The 20,562-nt window shown below is 72.4% G+C and carries 15 protein-coding genes and 1 pseudogene; 8 read left to right on the top strand and 8 right to left on the bottom strand.

All coding sequences use genetic code 11. From position 1 onward, the window contains the following. Positions 1-22: 22 nt before the first annotated feature. Positions 23-3,322, bottom strand: a complete 3,300-nt coding sequence (locus tag B1H19_RS40220; RefSeq protein WP_237289719.1) for a restriction endonuclease — start codon at positions 3,320-3,322, stop codon at positions 23-25. Between the two features lie 540 nt (positions 3,323-3,862). On the opposite strand from B1H19_RS40220, the pseudogene B1H19_RS36655 reads away from it, so the two are divergent. Then, a pseudogene (locus B1H19_RS36655) lies at positions 3,863-4,176 on the top strand (transposase); the annotation flags it as partial. A 35-nt stretch (positions 4,177-4,211) separates the two neighbouring features. Here the strand turns inward: B1H19_RS36655 and B1H19_RS36650 are convergent. Then, positions 4,212-4,874, bottom strand: coding sequence for a hypothetical protein (locus B1H19_RS36650; RefSeq protein WP_159028228.1), 663 nt, complete (start codon positions 4,872-4,874; stop codon positions 4,212-4,214). A 23-nt stretch (positions 4,875-4,897) separates the two neighbouring features. Next, on the bottom strand, positions 4,898-5,506 hold the full coding sequence (locus B1H19_RS36645) for a hypothetical protein (protein ID WP_159028227.1): 609 nt from the start codon (positions 5,504-5,506) through the stop codon (positions 4,898-4,900). Positions 5,507-5,587: 81 nt separating this feature from the next. Between B1H19_RS36645 and B1H19_RS36640 the strand changes: the two genes are divergently transcribed. Beyond that, positions 5,588-5,770: a hypothetical protein gene (locus B1H19_RS36640; RefSeq protein ID WP_083109161.1), complete on the top strand. Its 183-nt coding sequence runs from the start codon at positions 5,588-5,590 to the stop codon at positions 5,768-5,770. Positions 5,771-5,829: 59 nt separating this feature from the next. Here B1H19_RS36640 and B1H19_RS39010 read toward each other — a convergent pair whose 3' ends face one another. Further along, entirely contained in the window at positions 5,830-6,138 is a 309-nt protein-coding gene (locus B1H19_RS39010) for a hypothetical protein (protein ID WP_083109160.1), read from the bottom strand. A gap of 60 nt (positions 6,139-6,198) precedes the next feature. Here B1H19_RS39010 and purB point away from each other — a divergent pair, with 60 nt between their 5' ends. Both purB and mug read left to right on the top strand, forming a co-directional pair. Continuing rightward, positions 6,199-7,632, top strand: a complete 1,434-nt coding sequence (gene purB, locus B1H19_RS36630; RefSeq protein WP_083109159.1) for an adenylosuccinate lyase — start codon at positions 6,199-6,201, stop codon at positions 7,630-7,632. 10 nt (positions 7,633-7,642) lie between these two features. Further along, complete coding sequence (gene mug / locus B1H19_RS36625; protein ID WP_083109158.1) at positions 7,643-8,194, top strand: G/U mismatch-specific DNA glycosylase; 552 nt, start codon at positions 7,643-7,645, stop codon at positions 8,192-8,194. A gap of 9 nt (positions 8,195-8,203) precedes the next feature. On the opposite strand, the gene B1H19_RS36620 is transcribed toward mug, so the two are convergent. Next, the gene (locus B1H19_RS36620) at positions 8,204-8,629 is read right to left on the bottom strand and encodes a hypothetical protein (RefSeq protein ID WP_083109157.1); all 426 of its coding nucleotides are present in this window, start codon (positions 8,627-8,629) and stop codon (positions 8,204-8,206) included. Positions 8,630-8,800: 171 nt separating this feature from the next. On the opposite strand from B1H19_RS36620, the gene B1H19_RS36615 reads away from it, so the two are divergent. Next, entirely contained in the window at positions 8,801-9,958 is a 1,158-nt protein-coding gene (locus B1H19_RS36615) for an ROK family transcriptional regulator (protein ID WP_083109156.1), read from the top strand. Positions 9,959-10,128: 170 nt separating this feature from the next. Here B1H19_RS36615 and B1H19_RS36610 read toward each other — a convergent pair whose 3' ends face one another. Then, the gene (locus tag B1H19_RS36610; RefSeq protein WP_083109155.1) at positions 10,129-10,875 is read right to left on the bottom strand and encodes a GntR family transcriptional regulator; all 747 of its coding nucleotides are present in this window, start codon (positions 10,873-10,875) and stop codon (positions 10,129-10,131) included. A 308-nt stretch (positions 10,876-11,183) separates the two neighbouring features. On the opposite strand from B1H19_RS36610, the gene B1H19_RS36605 reads away from it, so the two are divergent. From B1H19_RS36605 to B1H19_RS36595, 3 genes are all read left to right on the top strand, one after another. Next, positions 11,184-12,767: an alkaline phosphatase D family protein gene (locus B1H19_RS36605; RefSeq protein WP_083109154.1), complete on the top strand. Its 1,584-nt coding sequence runs from the start codon at positions 11,184-11,186 to the stop codon at positions 12,765-12,767. Between the two features lie 83 nt (positions 12,768-12,850). Further along, complete coding sequence (locus B1H19_RS36600) at positions 12,851-14,260, top strand: GNAT family N-acetyltransferase (RefSeq protein WP_083109153.1); 1,410 nt, start codon at positions 12,851-12,853, stop codon at positions 14,258-14,260. A gap of 161 nt (positions 14,261-14,421) precedes the next feature. After that, positions 14,422-16,116 carry a DUF885 domain-containing protein gene (locus tag B1H19_RS36595; RefSeq protein ID WP_203237296.1) on the top strand — a complete coding sequence of 565 codons (1,695 nt, stop codon included), beginning with the start codon at positions 14,422-14,424 and terminating at the stop codon, positions 16,114-16,116. 72 nt (positions 16,117-16,188) lie between these two features. Here B1H19_RS36595 and B1H19_RS36590 read toward each other — a convergent pair whose 3' ends face one another. Together B1H19_RS36590 and B1H19_RS36585 are read right to left on the bottom strand one after the other, a co-directional pair. Then, complete coding sequence (locus tag B1H19_RS36590; RefSeq protein WP_083109151.1) at positions 16,189-19,281, bottom strand: AAA family ATPase; 3,093 nt, start codon at positions 19,279-19,281, stop codon at positions 16,189-16,191. Continuing rightward, entirely contained in the window at positions 19,278-20,441 is a 1,164-nt protein-coding gene (locus B1H19_RS36585) for an exonuclease SbcCD subunit D (RefSeq protein ID WP_083109150.1), read from the bottom strand. Before B1H19_RS36585 ends, B1H19_RS36590 begins: the two co-directional genes overlap by 4 nt. Between the last annotated feature and the right edge of the window lie 121 nt (positions 20,442-20,562).

The raw sequence follows: 20,562 nt of genomic DNA, 5'->3' as shown, positions 1-20,562 counted from the left end.
CGGGTTCCGCCCCGCCGCCGGATCATGCCGGTGTCTGGCCTGGGGCGCCAGCCCGGTCAGAAGTCGTCCGTCGCACTCCCGCGCGGGACCGGATGCTGTGGCGCGGGTCGCCGCGCAGGATCTGGCGAATCGCGTCGATTTCCGGGCCTTCCACGGCCGCGTTCGCGGCGGCTTCGACCAGGGCCCGCCGCACGCGGAAGTCGGGGTCGCGGGCGAGGTTCAGGGCGGTCTTGTAATGGCGCGCGGGGAACCTCATGCACAGGACGGCACTGGCCTGGCGGACGCCGAAGTGGTCGTGGGTGGCGAGCAGTCCGGGGTCGACGATGCCGGCGATGTCGTTCGGGAGCCTGCACAGCGCAGCGGCCGCCTCGTGGACATCGTGCTCGTCGCGGCTGCCCAGCAACTCGGTCGCCTGGTCGCGGACCCAGGCGTACTCATCAGAACTGTAGGACGCTGCAGCAGCGAACTTGAGTGCGGGGCCGCGCAGCGACGCCGAGCCGATGTTGACCCGGAACGCGCTCAGAGGGTGCGGGCTGTCCGTGAGCACTTCGCCCAGGTAGCTCGCGGGCTCGTCGCCGACCACCAGGCTCGTGACGGCCTTGAAGGCGTAGCGCCGGTCCGGTTGCGGTCGGCCCACGACCAGGTTCCCCGCCGCAGTCAGAGCCTGTTGCCGCGTAAGGACGACCTCCCGCCCGTCGCTGGCGATCGCCAGGAGTTGCTCCAGACAGGCCTTACGGTCGTCATCGTTCAGGCCGTGTGCGCGAGCCACCTGGTAGGAATCGGGCACGAGGGCGGAGCCGATCTGGGCGATGCCAGGTGTGGGTGCGGGTCGCTGAAGAATCCGGTCGCGGGCTTGCTCGGCCCGCAGCACTGCCTTCGGATGAGCGGGCTCGAACAACGCGCGCGCGACATCTGCGAGGTACAGGCCCCTGTCGTCCAGGTCGCCGATCCGGTTTCGAAGTTCAGCGATGGCCTCGTCAGACAGCCCTGACTCGCTTGCCTGGGGGGCCTCGCCCTCGAGCGTGCGGATCAGACCGATCAGTTCGTCGCCGATCAGCAGCTGGAGTGCCTCCTGGACTCCTGCCTCGGCCAGGTCGAACAGTCGTGTGAGGGCCTGCTTCGCCGCGCTGGGATGCGCTTTGGCGATCGCCACGCACGCCTGGGCGTGGCCCTGGTCGGAGTGATGGAAATGGTGCGGCTCGCGGGGCACGTCCGCGGCCAGCAGGTCCAGGAGTTTCAGGGCCTGCTCGGGGGTACCGCGACCGGCGAGCGAGCAGGCGGTCTTGGTGGCCTGGTGGGTGAGCGCGCGCGTCGGCGACTCGGTCAACTCGCCGGCGCGGCCTCTCTCGGCGAGAGAGGTGACGGCGCCCATGAGTTCCCGTGCCACGTCGTCGTCAATGAGGTCGGCCTGCGCCTGGGCGAGTGCGGCGTCTGCGTGAAGTACCCACCAGGGCGCGTCGCCGATCGGGGTACTGGGCAGTGGGTGGTCGCCCATCACGGCGGCCAGTGCCTGCAACTTCTCTTTGCGGCCAGCGCGGCCGTATAAGCGGACCGCCAGGCGGGGTTCTTGGTTCGCGGCGTAGAGGTCGCCGAGGAAGTCGAGGGCCTCGAGTTCGCCGCCCAAGTCCCCCGCGACGGTGGCGTCGACCAGCCAGCGGCGTCCGGACAGCACCGCCTCAATGGGTTTGGCGTTCCCCTTCGCGGACAGGGCGCAGTCGCGCGGCTCGCGGGCACGCACCAACAGGCGGCCTGTGCCCGTGCCGCGTAGCGCCTGTGCGAGCCGGTGCTCGTCGTCCAGGTCCGCCCAAGGGCCGAACAGAGTGTTCACGGCGCGGATCGCGTACAACCAGTCGGCGGCGTCCTCGGCGAGCCCAGCGTGGATGGCGTCCTCGACGGCATCGCGCCAGTGGTCCAGGGCCGTGTCGGCGATGCTCTCCCACACGCACCGGCGTGCCTCGCGGGCATTCACCCACGCCGCCAGCCGTCCGGGCAGCTGATGTCGGCGGGCCAGACGCTGCAGTTCGGTGCGTTCGGCCGGGTCGTACTCGGCCCGGACGAGACGTAGGCGCATGAGCGTATCCTGCGCCTCGGGTCCCAGTGTCCGCTGCTGTTCGATGGCGCCGCGGATGAGCTTGTCCAGCGCCGGCAGTCTTTCCGGGGCCCAGACGAGAGTGTGCTCAGCAAGCAGCAGCACCAGGACGGGCCGGTACTCTGGCTCGGTTTCCGTGGTGTCTTCTAGAGCGGTCCGTAGCGCTTCACACGGTCCCAGCGGGTGAGCAACGACCTCGAGCGCGGCGCGGACCAGTGCGGCGTGGCGTCTGATCAACGGTGCGGCCTCACTGCCAGCCTCATCGGCTTCCGTTGCCACGCGCTCGAGTTGTCCGGCCAGAGTCCTGGGCTCGCTCGTTTCGCCAGCGTGGATGGCGTTGACCGCCAACTGCGCCGCCAGTCGGGCCGTCTCGTCAAAGAGACGGGCAGCCTGCAGCGCGTCGAGCTGCCTTCGCCTCAAGACGATGGCGTGGCCAAGGAAGCCGGCTTCCTCCAATTGCCGGGCCAGGTCCGCGTACAAGCGCGCCGAGACCTCGGGTGCCGTGGCGAGCTGCTCCTCCGCCTGCCGCAGCAATGGGCTCACGGCACTGGTCTTCAGGGGACCAATGAGGATCTTCTCTGCCTGCTCAACGCGGTCGGGCAGCGGGACCGGGATCCCCGCGGGCGGAGCGTCCGTGCAGAACGACTCAGCCGTCTCGCGTGTCCAGAACCGGGCTACCACATTGCCGAGGGACCGAAGACGCTCGTTGATCTGCTCGGATCCCCACAGCTCCAGGTCGAGGTCGGGGTGCTCGTTTTCGAGGGCGTCCAGCTCGTCGGCGAACTGGGTGGCTTCGGTGGATCCCGACGTCGCGATGATCAGGTGCTTCGCACCGAACGGCCGCCGACCGGTGGCGAACTTCTCAACTGCTGCCCGCAGAACGGCAGGCGTGAACTGCTGGTAGTCCTTGCACTGGACCACCGTGGTGCCGTCCGGACCGCGTCCGGCCAGGTCAATCCCATGCTGCGACTGGCCCTGCACGCCGTAGCGGCGGAACCTGATCCGGTGAAGTCCCAGCCCGCTGCGGCAGACCGCGAGCAGCAGCTTCTCGAAGCGGTCCCAGCCGATGTGCAGGTTCAGATCCTCACCGGGCGGCACGTTGCCCGTGGTGCCCGGCTCAGCGGAGGTTTTGAGAACAGGGTCTTGCATGTAGTCCTGCCATGCGGCATCAGGCTCATCGGTCGTGGACGAGGAGCACGCCGAGGCGGGCAGGATCGGGTCGGTATTTGACACGCCACTAGTCTGCGGTGTGCCACTGACAAATCCCCGGCCCTGCCGCCGTGGAGTGCCCGGGGCTGGGACGTGAAGACCCCTGTTCGGATGTCGCCACCGCGCTCGTCGGATCCTGAAGCGCTCCTGACAACGCCGACCGCCGGCCCGTTAGGCTCCTGCCGTCTGCGACGGAGAGGTCGGCCGCCGACTACGCCGACAAGGTTCTGGGCCTGTCGTGGTATGGAACCATCGCCAAGGTCGTCGGTGCGCTTGACGACCTCCAAGATCAGAGCGGGTTTGTCCCGGCACCAGCCGAGGAGGCCGCCGGTGTAGTCGCCGTCGGCGCAGACGAGGGTGACGTCGCGGTGCAGGCGCCGCAGTCGGGTCAGCGGGCCCGCCACGGCGTCCCGGTCGCCGATGTTCGCGGAGGTGACGCAGGCGACGAGGCGCAGACCGAGGGTGTCGGTCACGATGTGCGTTTGCGGCCCGACACCTTGGCCAGGTTGTAGTCGTCGATCACCTGCCACGCTGTCCGGGATGCCGGAGGGCCTTCTACCAGACGACAATTACGCCACCCACAACACCGCGGAGATCAAGACGTGGCTCGGAAACACCCCCGCTTCCACGTCCACTTCACCCCTACCGGCTCCTCGTGGATGAACCAGGTTGAGAGGTGGTTCGGCCTGTTGACGGACAAGCTCATCCGCCGCGGCGTGCACACCTCCGTGAAGGCCCTGGAGCAAGACATCAGGGCCTGGATCGACGGATGGAACGAGAACCCCAGGCCGTTCACCTGGACCAAGACCGCCGACGAGATCCTGAACTCCCTCGCCGACTACCTCACCAAAATCAACCCACCGACCACTGAAACCTGAAACAAAGTTAGCCTCGTCATTTCTGGCGCATCACACTAGCGCCGCTTGCGCTTCTTGCTCCGGTTGTCGGCGCTCGGCTTGGCACTCGTCCGGCCGGGCGCCGTCGGGTTCGCCGCGGCCTCGCGCAGGCCGATCCGGCGAGTCTGCCAGACAGCCAGCTCCCGCAACCCGATCGCGACGCCGACTCCCACGACGCCGACGGGGAGGGGGCTGAAGTCGGCATCGACGGGCTGCGGGTCCAGCCAGCCGCTCTGGTCCACCAGCAGGTCCTCGGAGGTGCCCGCGTCCTCCGTGGCGTTGCAGCCCATGCCGACGATGTTGGCGTGGTCCATCGGCCTGCCGTCGGTCCGCTTCAGCCTGCAGTGGTAGATCGGGCCGGTCTTGCCCTTGGTGGTGTAGACCGAGATGATCCGCACCTCGGTAGGCTGCCCCCGGCTCTGCATCAGCGCGGCCCGGAAGATCAGCCCGGAGCCGAGCACGACGGCTAGTCCGATGGTCAGCCCGGCGAAGAACACCCACCCCTTGGTCGCGGTCGCCATCAGCACCGCGATCGCGAGGGCGACGGTCAGCACACCGAGGATCAGCGCCGCCGGAAACCAGTCCGGGCTGGTGCCGAGCACGCCGATGCCCACCATCAGCAGGGGGACGAGCGCGGCTATGCGGGCGAGCCGCCGCACCACGTGCGGGGGCCGGGCCACGTTCTTCCGGGACCCGGGCGCCGTCAGCGGCCCTTGAACCGGCGCAGCCCGACCCGCCGGGACAGCCAGACCAGCAGTTCGAAGAGCACCAGTACCACCGGCAGGGCCCATGCGGCGATGTCGATCCCGCTGTAGTCCGTCTCGGCCAGCTCCGGCGCCGTCCAGCCGTGCGGGTCGACGAGCACGTCCTCGGTCTGCCCGACTTCCGTCGGCCCGTCGCAGGAGTCGTTGCCCAGCTCGGCGTGCTTGAGCGGCTTGCCGTCCACCCGCCCCAGAAGGCAGGTGTACTCCGGCCCGTGCTTGCCCTGGTACGTCTTCACCGAGGTGACCCGCACCTCCACCCGCTGCCCTTGGTGCGCCATCACCTCCGCCTGCAGCACCGGCCCCGGCCCGGACAGCGCGGCGATCCCCACGATCACCCCGCCGACGATCAGCCACCCGTTCGGTGCTGCGATGATCATCAGCGAGAGAGTTGCGATCAGCGCGAAGGTCCCGAGCGCCAGCCCGAGCCCGCTCCAGTCCGGATTGGCGGCCAGCAGCGACAGCCCGACGATCACCGGCGGACCGAAAAACGCCATCGTGGTGAGGCGGCGGACCTGCCGGGACGAGGTGGCCGTGGCTATTCGAGGCACGGCGTCAGTGTGACGAACGGGGCCGTCAGGCTGAAGAGCGGGGTCCGTTGCTACGGTCGTCGCTCTCGATGAGCACCTGTGATGCGAGCGATGTGGCATGCCTGGCGCACCGGGCACCGGCCCTGGCATGAGGAGTTGTTCCGGCCCGGCGAGCGTGCGATGGCCTACTTCTACTCCTGCCGTGAGCAGTTCCGGCCCCTCACGAAGGAGGCGCCGTACCCCGACCGGCGCGACAACCCAGTCCGCAGGGAGCGAGCCGGATGACCTAAACCGGTGAAGTGCACGTATTCGGAGGTGACGTATTCCTCTGGGGCGGTGGAGCTTTACTGGTGGGGGCGTCCGAGGGCGATGGTGCTGCTGCCCTTCGCGGTGCAGTGGACGTCGTCCGTCTTGAGGGTGGAGATGCGGGTGATCTTGGCGCCGTGGAGCAGGACGAGTGCCCCGGCTGCCCGGACGTCGGCGGGCAGGTCCGTTTCGCTGACGCATCGGGCGAGCAGGGCGACCTGCTCGTCCTGGTCGACGAAGATCGCCGGTTCGCAGTCGCGCCATCCGGGGACGGCCGTCCGGCCAAGCGGCCAGAGCTGCTGCCGTACGAGATCTGACGGGCCGGCGCCTGCCCTGTAGGAAAGCACAGCCCGGGGCGGGGCGCTGGCCTGCGCAAACCGCCAGTAGACTCTCCCCACGTGACTGCTGTGTCTGCGAAGCCTCGCATCCCCAATGTTCTGGCCGGCCGCTACGCCTCTACGGAGCTGGCCGTGCTGTGGTCCCCCGAGTACAAGGTCAAGCTGGAGCGGAAGCTGTGGCTCGCCGTGCTGCGGGCGCAGAAGGACCTGGGGGTGGCGGTCCCCGAGCAGGCGCTGGCCGACTACGAACGCGTCCTGGAGACCGTCGACCTGGCCTCCATCGCCGAGCGCGAGAAGGTCACCCGGCACGACGTCAAGGCGCGGATCGAGGAGTTCAACGCGCTGGCCGGTCATGAGCAGGTCCACAAGGGCATGACCTCCCGCGACCTGACGGAGAACGTCGAGCAGCTCCAGGTGCGGCTGTCGCTGGAGCTGATGCGGGACCGTACGGTCGCCGTGCTGGCCCGCCTGGGCTCGCTCGCCGCCCAGCACGCCGAGCTGGTGATGGCCGGCCGCTCGCACAACGTCGCCGCACAGGCCACGACGCTGGGCAAGCGCTTCGCGACCGCGGCGGACGAGCTGCTCGTGGCGTACGCGCGCCTGGAGGAGCTCCTCTCCCGCTACCCGCTGCGCGGCATCAAGGGCCCGGTCGGCACCGCACAGGACATGCTCGACCTGCTGGGCGGCGACGCCGCCAAGCTCGCCGAGCTGGAGCAGCGGATCGCCGCGCACCTCGGCTTCGGCCGGGCCTTCACCTCCGTCGGCCAGGTCTACCCGCGCTCGCTGGACTACGAGGTGGTGACGTCGCTGGTGCAGCTGGCCGCCGCGCCGTCCTCGCTGGCCAAGACCATCCGGCTGATGGCCGGGCACGAGCTGGTCACCGAGGGCTTCAAGCCCGGCCAGGTCGGCTCGTCGGCGATGCCGCACAAGATGAACACCCGCTCCTGCGAGCGCGTCAACGGCCTGATGGTGATTCTGCGCGGCTATGCCTCGATGGCCGGTGAGCTCTCCGGCGACCAGTGGAACGAGGGCGATGTGTCCTGCTCCGTGGTGCGCCGCGTCGCGCTGCCGGACTCGTTCTTCGCGCTGGACGGGCTGCTGGAGACGTTCCTGACCGTGCTCGACGAGTTCGGCGCCTTCCCGGCCGTCGTCGCCCGGGAGCTGGACCGCTACCTGCCCTTCCTCGCCACGACGAAGGTGCTGATGGGCGCCGTGCGCGCCGGGGTGGGCCGCGAGGAGGCGCACGAGGCGATCAAGGAGAACGCGGTCGCCTCGGCACTGGCCATGCGCGAACAGGGCGCCGAGCGCAATGAGCTGCTGGACAAGCTGGCCGCCGATGCGCGCATCCCGCTGGATCGGGCGCAGCTGGACGCGCTGATGGCGGACAAGCTCTCCTTCACGGGCGCGGCGGCCGACCAGGTGGCGTCCGTCGTCGCCCGGATCGAGGAGATCGCCAAGCAGCACCCGCAGGCAGCGGCCTACACCCCCGGCGCCATCCTCTGACGCGACCGTCATGCGCTTCTCCCCCGAAGAGCTGGCAGCCGCTCGCGACCGCCTCGTCCCCGACGTGGCCGCGAGCGGCCTTCGCGTACTGTTTTGTGGCATCAACCCCGGGCTGATGACGGCCGCCACCGGGCATCACTTCGCCCGGCCCGGCAACCGCTTCTGGCCCGTCCTGCACGCCTCCGGTTTCACCCCCCGGCAGTTCCGGCCGTCCGAGCAGGACGAGCTGCTCGCCCACGGCCTGGGCATCACCAACGTCGTGGCCCGGCCGACCGCCAAGGCGGACGAACTGAGCGCGCAGGAGTACCGCGAGGGCGGGCGGCTGCTGGCCGAGAAGGTGGCGCGGCTGCGGCCGCGCTGGCTCGCGGTCGCGGGCGTGACGGCCTATCGCGTCGCCTTCGGCGACAAGCACGCCGCGATCGGCCCGCAGGAACGCACCCTCGGCGACACCCGCATCTGGGCGCTGCCCAACCCCAGCGGGCTCAACGCCCATTGGACGCTGGCGACCATGGCGCAGGAGTACGGGCGGCTGCGCGCGGCGGCCTTCGGCGACGACGCCTGACCCGCGGGCTCAGGCCGCTATCGCCACCAGCACCTGGCAGGGCTGCTCCGGCCCGCACTGGCCACCGCCGAGGGCCAGCCAGCGGCCGTCCGCCCGCCAGGTGTGCAGCCGGGGCACCAGCCCGCACAGGAGGTCCAGCGGCGGGGCGACCGGCAGGCCCATCGCCGTCCGCTCCAGGGCGGGCGCGAGGTCGAGGACGCCGGGCGCGCCCCACCGTAAGGACAGCACCTCGGTCAGCGCCGCCAGTTCGGCCGCGCAGTCCTCGCGTATCTCCCGGGCATCGGCCGGATCCGCGTCCCACAGGGGCGCGCTCTCCCACAGCCGCGCCATATGGAACCCGGGCCCGCTCTCGCCCGCCGCGGACCGCTCCCGCCGGACCGGGAACGGGCGGCGGCGCAGTGCATCGATCACCGTCAACTGCTCGCCAGTCGTCATACCGTCAGTAAACCGCGGGGGTCTGACAATTGGCCGTCCGCCGGGCACGGTCCGGGCTCCGCCCGGCTCCGGCGCCGCGGCCGCGCGGCCCGTCCCGTCTCCGCCGGGTCTCGCCGCACACCCGCTGACCGGCTACGATCCGCCACAGATGCGACGCGAGGGAGAGTGACGGTGGGGCGACTCACGGGTGGCGATCCCTCCCTGCTGCGGCGGATCAACTCCGCGGTGGTGCTGCATGCGCTGCGTGGCGCGGACTCCCCCACGCTCACCCACCTCGTCCAGCTGACGGGCCTGTCGCGGCCCACGGTCGAGGGCGTGGTCGAGGGACTCATCGACGCCGGGCTGGTGGCGGAGGCGGCCGTCGAGGAGGGGGAGACCCGCCGGCAGGGGCGGCCGGCCCGCCGGTTCCGGTTCCGTGCGGAGGCGGGGCATCTGCTGGGAATCGAGATCGGCTCGCATCGTGTCACGGCGCACCTCGCCGACCTTGGTGGACGGGTGCTGGATACGGCGCAGCGCCCGGTGGCGGCGGCCGCGGCGGCCGATGAGCGGCTGGAGCGGGCCCGTGCCCTGGTGGCCGATCTGCTGCGCCGGACGGGCGTGCCGCGGGATGCGCTGCGGGCGGTCGGCGTGGGCAGCCCGGGGATCGTGGAGGCCGACGGCACGGTGCGGCTGTGCACGGCGCTGCCGGGCTGGACGGGTCTGCCGCTGGGCGAGCGGCTGCGGCGGTCGTTCCGCTGTCCGGTGCTGGTCGAGAACGACGCCAACGCGGCGGCGGTGGCCGAGCACTGGAAGGGCGCGGCGGCCGGTTCGGACGATGTGGTGTTCGTGCTGGCGGGGCTGAGCCCGGGGGCCGGCTCGCTGATCGGCGGGCGGCTGCACCGGGGGTTCGGCGGGGCGGCCGGGGAGATCGGCGCGCTGCATCTGCTGGGGCAGGAGGCGACGCCGGAGACGCTGCTGTCGACGACCGGTCAGCCGCTGGAGCCGCTGGACGAGGGCCAGGTCGCGGCGGTGTTCGCGCGGGCGCAGGAGGGCGATGCGCGGGCGCGGGAGGCGGTGGAACGCTTCATCCGGCGGCTGGTGCACGATGTGGCGGCGCTGGTGCTGGCGCTGGACCCGGAGCTGGTGGTGATCGGCGGCTGGGCGGCGGGCCTGGCCGGTGTCCTCGCGCCGCTGCGCGGGGAGTTGGCGCGCTACTGCCTGCGCCCGCCGAAGGTCGCCCTGTCCGGACTGGGCGAGGCCGCGGTCGCCACCGGGGCCCTGCGGCTCGCGCTCGACCATGTGGAGGGCGAACTCTTCGCGGTGGAAAGCACGGTGACGGGCCGCCGGTAGGGGACGGTGGAGGCGGTAGCGGGCCGGTGGAGGCGGTAGCGGGCCGGTAGCGGCGGTAGCGGGCCGGTAGCGGCCTGCGGGAATACCCGCCCACCTCCCCCACGTTGTGGTCCGCAAGGGGGCCCGGCATCCCCTAGGGGATCCGTTCGACCGCCCCCTAAGGGACGTCCTCAGCCCGCCAGCAGCGCCACCGCGTCGCTCTCCCCGAAGGTGAGGCGGCAGGTGTCCGCGCGGTAGGTGGAGACGGCGACGGCGGCCGTACGGCCCCCGGAGACATAGCGGGTGGTGACCACGAGCACCGGTGCGCCCGGCAGCCGGTCGAGCTCCTTGGCGTCCTGCGCGCACGCCGAGCCCAGCTCGACGGTGCGGTCCTGGCCCTCCAGCTCACGCTCCTGAAGCGCGTTCAGGACGGCGCGGGCGCGGGCCGGTGCGCCGAGCGGGGCGAGCGTGGAACGGGCGGGGACGAGGTCCGAGGGGACGTACAGCAGCTCGGCGGCGACCGGCTGACCGCCGGTGACCCGGCTGCGGCGCACGATGTGTACGCGGTCGCCGGGGACACGTTCCAGGAGGCGGGCGACGGCGGCGGGCACGGTGTCGGTCTCGATGGCGTCCAGCGGCTGCCAGTCGTCGCCGGGGGCGCCCGGCCAGGTGTGGCGGGCGGGGTCCACGGCGACGCCCATCCGGGGCGGGGCGACGGTGGTGCCCACGCCTCGGCGGCGCTGAAGTCGGCCTTCCAGCTCCAGTTGTTCGAGGGCCTGCCGGAGGGTGGCCCGGGCGACGCCGAACCGCGCCGCCAGCTCGCGCTCGTTGGGCAGGATCTCGCCGACCGCGAACTCCGAGTCCAGCGCCTCGCTGAGCACGGTCTTGAGGTGCCAGTACTTCGGCTCCGGCGCCGTTTCGAGCTGCGTGGTCCCCACCCTGTCCTCCGCATCGGCCGTTGCCCCGCCCGCCTGGCGGCGTTGTCGGCGCGTTATGAGCGAGTCTTTATTAAAGGTTGTTGCAGTATCCCGACGATATGGCCGGCCGACACCTTGGTCAAGACCAATGCGCCTGCGGAGCGGCCCCCCGCGTGCTGTGCGGCGGCGTGTCCCGCCGCGTACGCTCCGGCCGGGCGCATCCGCCGTTCGGTTGCAGGACACCGGGTGTTGGGGCGCACGGCATCCGTTGCCGGTACGAACGGCACAACATTGACGGTGCAAGTCCGGTGTGACGACGGAGGTTTGAGATGGCGCAGGGATGGGGCGGGGGCTTCGGCCGGCGGTCGTTGTTGCGGGGTGCGGCGGCCGGTTCGGGGGTGCTGGCGCTGCCCGGGCTCGCCGTGGCCGCGCCGGCGCTGGTGCGCGGCGGCCGTCCGTCCGCCGCGTGGGGCGTGCAGGTCGGCGACGTGACGACGTCGTCGGGCGTGGTGTGGGTGCGGTCGGACCGGCCGGCCCGGATGACCGTACAGACCGCCGCCACCGAGTCGTTCCGCGACGCCCGCACCTGGCAGGGCCCGGTGGTCGGGCCCGGGACGGACTTCACCGGGGTCACCGCGCTGCACGGGCTGCCGCCCGGGGAACAGATCCACTACCGGGTGCTGCTGGCGGACCCGGACGATCCGCGGCGCAGCGGCGAGCCGGTCACCGGTACCTTCCGTACGGCTCCCGACCGGCGGCGCGACGGTATCCGCTTCCACTGGTCGGGGGATCTGGCCGGGCAGGGCTGGGGCATCAACCCCGAGCTCGGCGGCTATCGCATCTACGAGGACATGCGGCGCCGCGACCCGGACTTCTTCCTGTGCAGCGGCGACAACATCTACGCCGACAACCCGATCACCGAGCGGGTGACGCTGCCGGACGGCCGGATCTGGCGCAATGTGACGACCGAGGAGAAGGCGAAGGTCGCCGAGACGCTCGCGGAGTTCCGCGGTGCGTTCCGCTACAACCTCCTGGACGAGAATCTGCGGCGGTTCAACGCCCAGGTGCCCACGATCATCCAGTGGGACGACCACGAGGTGCACAACAACTGGTATCCGGGGCAGCTGCTCGACGACGACCGGTACACGGTCAAGGACGTCGATGTGCTCTCGGCGCGGTCACTGCGGGCGTTCTCCGAGTACTTCCCGGTCGGTACGCTGCGGCCGGGCGACGGGGACGTGGACGGCCGGGTCTACCGGGTGGTGCGGCACGGCCCGCTGCTGGACGTGTTCGTGCTGGACATGCGCCGCTACCGCAACGCGAACTCGCCCGACCGGCAGACCGACGACCCGCAGGGCATTCTCGGCGCCGAGCAGCTGCGCTGGCTCAAGCGGGAGCTGTCGCGCTCGCGTGCGGTGTGGAAGGTGATCGCCGCGGATATGCCGTTGGGGCTGGTCGTGCCGGACGGCGCGACCGACTTCGAGGCGGTGGCGCAGGGCGACCCGGGTGCGCCGCTGGGCCGTGAACTTCAGCTGGCCGAGCTGCTGCGGCACATCAAGCACCGGCGGATCACCGGCACGGTGTGGCTGACGACGGATGTGCACTACACCTCGGCGCAGCACTACGCGCCGGAGCGGGCGGCGTTCAAGGACTTCGAGCCGTTCTGGGAGTTCGTCTCCGGGCCGCTGAACGCGGGCGGTTTCCAGGCCGTGAAGCTGGATGGAACGTTCGGGCCCGTCCAACCGTTCATCAAGGCGCCGGACCGTGCCAACACCTCCCCCGCGGAGAGTCCGCAGAACTTCGGCGAGATCGACATCGACGGGGGCAGCGGGGAGCTGACGGTGCGGTTGCGGCAGGAAGGCGGAGAGGTGGTGTTCAGCAAGGTGCTGCAACCGGGACGGGTAGGACAGTAAGGACCAATGGGTCGATTGCATCTTTTACCCGTCGGACACAAGCTGTTGGTGATCAGGCAACACGGGTCCGCGAGGCTGTCTGCATGACTGAAGCAACGTCTGCCCGATCGGCCCGCCGCCATCACTGGCGCCGGGATGTCGTCGAGCTCGCCGCCCTGTTCACGGCCGTTGCCGTGGCGGACGCGGCGGCCAACACGGTCGCGCACGGCCCGCGCGGCCCGGTGCTGCTGTGCGCCGGGGCGGTGGCACTGCTCGCCACGGCCGCGTTCCACGTGTGGTGGTCACGCCGCCACGAAAACGCCCCGCCACCGTCCGATACCGGCGCCACGGCGCCGTCCTCCCCCGCCGCGGCCCCCGGGGCCGGCGGACCGGAGACGGTGCTGTGGCGGATGCGCACCACGGTCCGCGACGAGCCGGGCAGCCTGGCCGCGCTGTGCACGGCGCTGGCCGCGCTCGGTGTGGACATACTCAGCCTCCAGGCGCACCCGCTGTCGGACGGCACGGTCGATGAGTTCCTGCTGCGCGCGCCGGACATCCTCGTGCCCGAGCAGCTGACCCGTACGGTCGGCGCCGCGGGCGGCGCGCACACCTGGCTGGAGCGGGCCGATGCCCACGATCTGGTCGATGCGCCGACCCGGATACTGGGCATGGCCACCCGTACGGCCCTGGATTCCGCCGAACTCCCGCTCGCGCTACGGCAGTTGCTGGGGCGCTGCACGATCCGTTCGGTGCCCGCGCGCTCGCTGTCCGGGCAGCCGCTCGCCGAGCAGGTGCCCACCGAGGGTGTACTGGAGGACCACCTGATGAAGTTCCGCGACCCCTCCGGGGGCTCGCTCACCATCGAAAGGCCGCAGTTGCCGTTCACGCCCACCGAGTTCGCCCGTGTGCGCGCCCTGGTCGACCTGGATGCCCGGCTGGGGCAGCGGGTACCGGGGCGGCGGGATGTGCTGACGCTGCCCGAGGGCAACGAGATCACCGTCCGCCGCGCCGACACCGGCGATCTGGCCGCCGCCCGCGAGATGCACGACCGCTGCTCCCCGGCGACCCTGGCGCTGCGCTACCACGGCCCGGTCTCCGACGCGGACCGCTACCTGGGGCATCTGCTCAGCCCGCGCTTCGGCCGCACGCTCGCGGTGGAGACCGCGTCGGGCCGGCTGGTGGCGCTGGGCCATCTGCTGTGGGACGGCGAGGAGACCGAGGTCGCGCTGCTGGTCGAGGACGCCTGGCAGCAGCGCGGTATCGGCGCGGAGCTGCTGCACCGGCTGGTGGCGATGGCCGCCGAGGCGGGCTGCGAGAGCGTGTACGCCATCACGCAGGCGTCCAACACCGGGATGGTGGCGGCGATGCGTGGCCTGGGCCTGCCGCTGGACTACCAGATAGAGGAGGGCACGCTGGTGATCACGGCGCGCCCGGCGGTGCTGCCCACGCGGGCGTCCGCCCCGTCGCCCGCCCTTGAGGTCCTCCGGGCCCAGGACGGCGCCGGCCGCCGCTGACCGCATCTCCCCAGGGGCCGGCCGGGCGCAGCGACGCCCGGCCGGCCCCGGCGTCTTTCCCCTCGCGTCCGCACCGCAGGGGCAATGACACCGCAAAGTGACAGGCACATCCGGACTATTGTTGATGACGGGGCGGGGTGATCCGTACGAGGATGGCCCGCATGTCCAACACCACTTCCTCCGGCGGCGGCCCGCTGCCCCGCCAGATCGCCGATGCCTACGTCGACGCCCTCGTCGCCCTGGACCCCATCACCGGCACCTTCCTCGGCATCCCCGAGTGCTCCGCCAAGCTTCCCGACCTCTCCCCCACCGGCCAGGAGGCGCTGGCCCAACTGGCCCGTACGACGCTGGAGAAGCTCGCCGAAGCCGAGGCCCGGCCGGGTGCGGACGGCGCCGCCGAGCAGGTCTGTGCGCGGCTGCTGCGCGAGCGGCTGACCGCGGAGCTGGCGGTGCACGAGGCGGGCGAGGGGCTGCGCGCGGTCAGCAACCTCGGCTCGCCGCTGCACCATGTGCGCGACGTCTTCACGGTCACCCCGGCCGAGACCGACGAGGACTGGGCGGCCATCGGCCGGCGGCTGCGCGCGGTACCCGCGGCGCTGGAGGGCTATCGCGCCGCGCTGGACGCCGGACGCAAGCAGGACCTTCCCGCGGGTCCGCGTCAAGTGGCCACCGTACTGGGTCAGTTGGAGGAGTGGATCGGTACGGACCGCAGCTGGTTCGCCCAGTTCACCGAGGCGGGCCCGAAGGCGCTGCACGGAGAGCTGACGGAGGCGGCCGAGGTGGCGACCGGTGCGCTGGTCGAGCTGCGGGACTGGCTGCGCGACCACTACGCCCCCGCGATCGCGGGCGCACCGGACGTGGTGGGCCGGGAGCGCTACGCGCGGCTGGCGCGCTACTACAACGGCGCCGACCTCGATCTGGACGAGGCGTATGCGTACGGCTGGTCGGAGTTCCACCGGCTGCTGGCCGAGATGCAGACCGAGGCGCAGCGGGTGCTGCCTGGTGCGAAGACCCCGTGGGAGGCGCTGGCCTGGTGCGATGAGCACGGCGAGGCGATCGAGGGCGTCGAGGAGACCCGTCGGTGGCTCCAGTCGCTGATGGACGAGGCGATCGAGGCGCTGGACGGTACGCACTTCGAACTGGCCGAGCGGGTACGGAAGGTGGAGTCGTGCATCGCCCCGCCCGGCTCGGCCGCCGCCCCGTACTACACCCAGCCCTCGCTGGACTTCTCCCGTCCCGGCCGCACCTGGCTGCCGACGATGGGCCTGACCCGCTTCCCGGCCTACGACCTGGTCTCCACCTGGTACCACGAGGGCGTGCCCGGACATCACCTCCAGCTGGCGCAGTGGACGCATGTCGCCGACCGGCTCTCGCGCTACCAGACGACGGTGGGCATGGTCAGCGCCAACGCGGAGGGCTGGGCGCTGTACGCCGAGCGCCTCATGGACGAGCTGGGTTTCCTGACCAACGCCGAACGCCGGCTGGGCTATCTGGACGCCCAGATGATGCGGGCCATCCGCGTCATCATCGACATCGGGATGCATCTGGAGCTGGAGATCCCGGCGGACTCCCCCTTCCACGCGGGCGAGCGCTGGACGCCGCAGCTGGCCCAGGAGTTCCTGGGGCTGCACAGCAGCCGCCCGGCGGACTATGTCGAGAGCGAGGTGATCCGCTATCAGGGCATCGCCGGCCAGGCGATCGGCTACAAGCTCGGCGAGCGGGTCTGGCTCCAGGGCCGGGAGGCGGCCCGCGCCCGGCACGGCGCCGACTTCGATCTGAAGTCCTGGCACATGGCGGCGCTCTCCCAGGGTTCGCTGGGCCTGGACGATCTGCTCAGCGAGCTGTCGGCGCTGTGATCCGAGGCGGTACGGCGTCCGGCAGTTGTGGCCGGACGCCGTCGCCACCGTACGAGGCGCCGGCCGTCCCGCTCAGCCCGGTACCCGGTGCCGGACGGCCGAGCCCGAGCGGTTCTTGACGACCTCCAGCTGGGCCGGGATGCGGCCGCGCAGGTCGGCGACATGGCTGACGATGCCGACGCTGCGGTCGCGTTCGCGCAGGGCGTCGAGGACGTCCAGGACCTCGTCGAGGGTCTGCTCGTCCAGGCTGCCGAAGCCCTCGTCGATGAAGAGGGTGTCGAGCCGGGTGCCGCCCGCCTCGTCGGTGACGACGTCGGCCAGGCCCAGGGCCAGGGCGAGCGAGGCGAAGAAGGTCTCGCCGCCGGAGAGGCTGGCGGTGTCGCGCTCCTGGCCGGTCCAGGCGTCGATGACGTGCAGGCCGAGGCCGGAGCGGCGGGTGCCGCCGGCCCGTTCGTCGGAGTGGACCAGGGTGTAGCGGCCGGAGGACATCTTGTGCAGCCGCTCGCTGGCGGCGGCCGCGACCTGTTCGAGCCGGGCGGCCAGGACGTAGGACTCCAGGCGCATCCGGCGTTCGTTCTCGCTGGAGGTGCCGGAGGCCAGCCCGGCGAGGCGGTCGAGGCGTTCGTGGGCGGTGCGCAGCGGGGCCAGTTCGCGGGTGTCGGACGCGGCGCGGGCGGAGAGCCGGTCGAGTTCGCCGCAGCGGTCGCGGGCCGCCGACTGGGCCGCGGCGGCGCTCCGCAGCCGGTGTCCGGCGGCCTCGTGGGCGGTGCGCGCGGCGTCCGGGTCCGCGGGCGGCAGGGCGGCCGCGGCGACCGCCGCCGGGTCGGCCAACTCGGCTTCGACGGCGGCCGATTCGGCCTGCCACTGGTCGAGCCGCTGGTGGAGGGCCCGCCATTCGGCGTCCGCCAGCAGCGCCTCGGCGGCGGCCTGCGGGGTGTCGAACCCGGCGCCGCGGGCGGCGTCGGAGAGCGCGGCCTCGGCGTCCTGGAGGCGCTCGGCGCAGGCGTGTGCGGTACGGGATGCCTCCGCGGCGGCGGCGAGCAGCGTCACCTGCCGCTCCAGCCGCGCGGCGCGCTCGGCGACGCTGGCGCTGTCGCCGCGCGCCTGCCGCAACTCCTCTTCCAGCGCGGCCCGTTCGCGATCCAGCGCCTCCCGATGGGACGTACGGGCGGCCACCCGGCGTTCGGCCTGCTGTGCCTCGTCGCGGCGGCGCTCGTACTCGCGCTCGGCGCGGGCGTACGCCTCGCGGGCGGCGTGCAGATCGGCCCCGGCCGCATGGTCGCGGGCGTGCCGGGTCCGCAACTCCTCGACCTGTGCGGCCAGTTCGACGACCGGGGCGTCCCCTGCCGTGGCGGCGGCGCCGGCCAGCGCCTCCTTGGCGGACTGGCGGCGGGCCTCCGCCTGGCCTCGGGCCTCCTCGGCCCGGCGGTGATCGGCGAGCGCGGCCTCCTCGGCCGCCCGGTCGACGTGACCGGCGCCGGCCCGGGCCGGATCGGGGTGTTCGGTCGCCCCGCACACCGCGCACGGCTCGCCGTCGCGCAGGCCCTGCGCGAGTTCGGCGGCGATCCCGCGCAGCCGCCGGTCCTTGAGGTCGAGCCAGTTCTCGTGCGCCGCGGCGGCACGCTCGCGGGCGTCGAGCGTTGCGCGCTCGGCGGTGCGGACGGACTCGTCGAGGACGTCGCGCCGGCGGGCGGCCTCCAGGCGTTCGGCGGCCGGACGCAGCTGCGCGGCGGACTGTTCGGCGCGGGCCGCGGCCTCCTGGGCCGCCTCGATGCGCCGCTGGTGGGCCTCGCGGGCGGCGTCCCAGCCGGCCAGCCAGTCGGCGGTGTCCAGCAGGGTCTGCTCGTCGGCGCGGGCCTCGCGGTCGAGTGCGGTGCGCTCCACGGCGAGGTCGGCGGACCGGCGCTCGGCCCGCCGGGCGGCCACCAGCGATCCCAGGTCGCCCCTCAGCCGCCGCTCCAGGTCGGCGAGTCCGTCGCCGTCGGTGTCGGCGAGATCGGGCGGCAGCTGGGCCCTGGCCTGGCGTTCGGCGGCCCGTGCGGCGTCCAGCTCGCGCCGGGCCGCGGCGCGCAGGGCCAGCGCGGGGGCGACGTCGGCGGCGGCGCGGGCCCGCTCCAAGCGGTCCCGCGCATGGGTGTGGTCCTCGGCGCGGGCGGCGAGCTGGGCGGCCCGGCGGCGGGCGTCCGCGTGGCGCCGCTGGAGCCGGTCGCGTTCATGGGCCTCCTCCAGGCGCCCGGCGGCGGTCCGTTCCGCGGCCTCGGCGGCCCGTACGGCGGACCGGGCGATCTCCAGCCGTTCGCGGGCGCTCGCCCGGGCCACCGCGGCCCGCACCAGGACGGCGTCGGCGAAGCCGGGCTCCCCGGGGCCGGGAGCGTCCGTCCGGGCGCCGCGGGCCTGCGCCGGCACCCGCGCTGTCCGGCCGCGCCCGCTCCTGGGGGGTTCAACGGCCAGATCCGGCAGGGGAAGTGACGGGTCGTCGAGATCCGTGTCGGCCCCCGCCGCCTGCGCCATCCGGTGCGCCAGCGCCAGCAGCCGTTCGTCGCCGGCCATGACCCGGTCGGCGGCGGCCCGGCGCCGGATGCTGAGCCGTTCCTCCAGGGCGGCGAACCGGCGGGTGTCGAAGAGCCGTCCGAGCAGCCGGGCACGGGCTTCCGCATCGGCTCGCAAAAAACGCGCGAAGTCGCCCTGCGGCAGCAGCACCACCTGGCAGAACTGCTCCTTGCTCATGCCGAGCAGCTGCCCGATCTCCTCGCCGATCTCCTGGTGGGAGCGGCTCAGCGGCCGCCAGGCGCCCTCGACCGCATCGAACTCCCGCAGCCGGCTCTGCGCCTTCTCCCGGGTCGTACCGCTCCCCCGCTTCTTGGGGCGCGGCTGTTCGGGCAGCCTGGTGATCTCCAACCGCCGCTCGGCGACGGTCAGTTCGAGGACCACTTCGGTCGGTGTCAGCGGCTCGGCCAGATCGCTGCGCAGCGCCCCTCCGCCGGGCCGCGCCCCGGGCACCGAGCCGTACAGCGCGAAGCACACCGCGTCCAGGACGGAGGTCTTGCCCGCCCCCGTGGGGCCGTGCAGCAGGAACAGCCCGTCGCGTGTCAGCCGGTCGAAGTCGATGACGTGGGTGCCGCCGAAGGGCCCGAAGGCGGTCAGGGACAGCCGGTGCAGCCTCATCGCGCCACCTCGTGCAGGGTGTCGTCCAGACGTACCTCGTCGAGGGCGGAGCGCAGTTCGGCGCGCTCGTCGGCGTCGGCGGCGCGTCCGGACCGTACATGTTCCACGAAGTCCTCGGCGATCTCCTGGTCGCTGCGCCCGCGCAGCCGCTGGGCGTAGGAGGCGAGCGTGCGGGCGGGCCCCTCGTCGGGGTCGAAGACGAGGCTGACGATATGCGGGAAGCGCTCGGCGAGGCGGGCCATCGGCTCGTGCGGGCGCGCGCTGTCGGTGAGCGTCGCCTCCACCCAGGAGTCCCGGTGGCCCTCCAGCCCGGGGTCGTCGAGCAGTTGCTCCAGGGGTCCGCGGATACGGGCCAGCGGGCGCGGCACCGGGCAGTCGACCCGCTCGGCGTGCACCTCGCCCTGCGGGCCGAGGTCCACGATCCACATCGACTTGCGGTGCGCGGCCTCGGAGAAGGAGTAGGCGAGCGGCGAGCCGGAATAGCGGACGCGTTCGGTGAGGGTCTGGCAGCCGTGCAGATGGCCGAGCGCGGCGTAGTCGACGCCGTCGAACACCGCGGCGGGCACGGAGGCCACCCCGCCGACGGTGATGTCGCGCTCGCTGTCGCTGGCCGCGCCGCCGGTGACGAAGGCGTGCGCCAGGACCACGGAGCGGGTGCCGGGCCGGGTGGCCAGATCGGCGCGGACCCGGTCCATCGCGGCCCCCAGCACCTCGGCATGACCGGCCCGCGCGGCACCGAGCCGGTCGCGGACCATGGCCGGTTCGAGGTACGGCAGTCCGTACAGCGCCACCGGGCCCTCGGCGTCGTGAAGCAGCACCGGGGTGCCGCAGGCGTCGGGGTCGGTGTGCAGATGGATACCGGCCTGCCGGATCAGCCCGGAGCCGACGCCGAGCCGGCGGGCGGAGTCGTGGTTGCCGGAGATCATGACCGTCGGCACGCCGAGGTCGGCGAGGCGGTGCAGGGCCTGGTCGAAGAGCTCCACGGCGGCCAGCGGCGGCACCGCCCGGTCGTAGATGTCGCCCGCGACGAGCACCGCCTCGATCTGCCGGGTGCGGACCGTCTCGACGAGGTGGTCGAGGAAGGCGCGCTGGGCGGTGAGCAGGCTCACCCGGTGAAACGACCGCCCCAGATGCCAGTCGGAGGTGTGCAGCATCCTCACAGCAGCGCTCCGACCTGCATTTTACTGTTCCTCCGCCTTCACCACCGCACGGAACCAGCACCGGCACCGCTGTCCGCACCGACCACGTTAGCGCCGCCGGGCACCGGATCCGGCACCGACC

The organism is Streptomyces gilvosporeus (assembly GCF_002082195.1).
GTDB lineage: Bacteria > Actinomycetota > Actinomycetes > Streptomycetales > Streptomycetaceae > Streptomyces > Streptomyces gilvosporeus.
Note: the sequence above shows the minus strand (reverse complement) of the source record. Positions and strands in the feature narration are given on the sequence as shown.

Bases quoted from the DNA above. Each gene is read 5' to 3' on its own strand.
- B1H19_RS36620 (WP_083109157.1), bottom strand. From the start codon at position 8,629: ATGACGACTGGCGAGCAGTTGACGGTGATCGATGCACTGCGCCGCCGC.
- mug (WP_083109158.1), top strand. From the start codon at position 7,643: ATGCGCTTCTCCCCCGAAGAGCTGGCAGCCGCTCGCGACCGCCTCGTC.
- B1H19_RS36590 (WP_083109151.1), bottom strand. From the start codon at position 19,281: ATGAGGCTGCACCGGCTGTCCCTGACCGCCTTCGGGCCCTTCGGCGGC.
- B1H19_RS36595 (WP_203237296.1), top strand. From the start codon at position 14,422: ATGTCCAACACCACTTCCTCCGGCGGCGGCCCGCTGCCCCGCCAGATC.
- B1H19_RS36605 (WP_083109154.1), top strand. From the start codon at position 11,184: ATGGCGCAGGGATGGGGCGGGGGCTTCGGCCGGCGGTCGTTGTTGCGG.
- B1H19_RS36640 (WP_083109161.1), top strand. From the start codon at position 5,588: ATGCGAGCGATGTGGCATGCCTGGCGCACCGGGCACCGGCCCTGGCAT.
- B1H19_RS36600 (WP_083109153.1), top strand. From the start codon at position 12,851: ATGACTGAAGCAACGTCTGCCCGATCGGCCCGCCGCCATCACTGGCGC.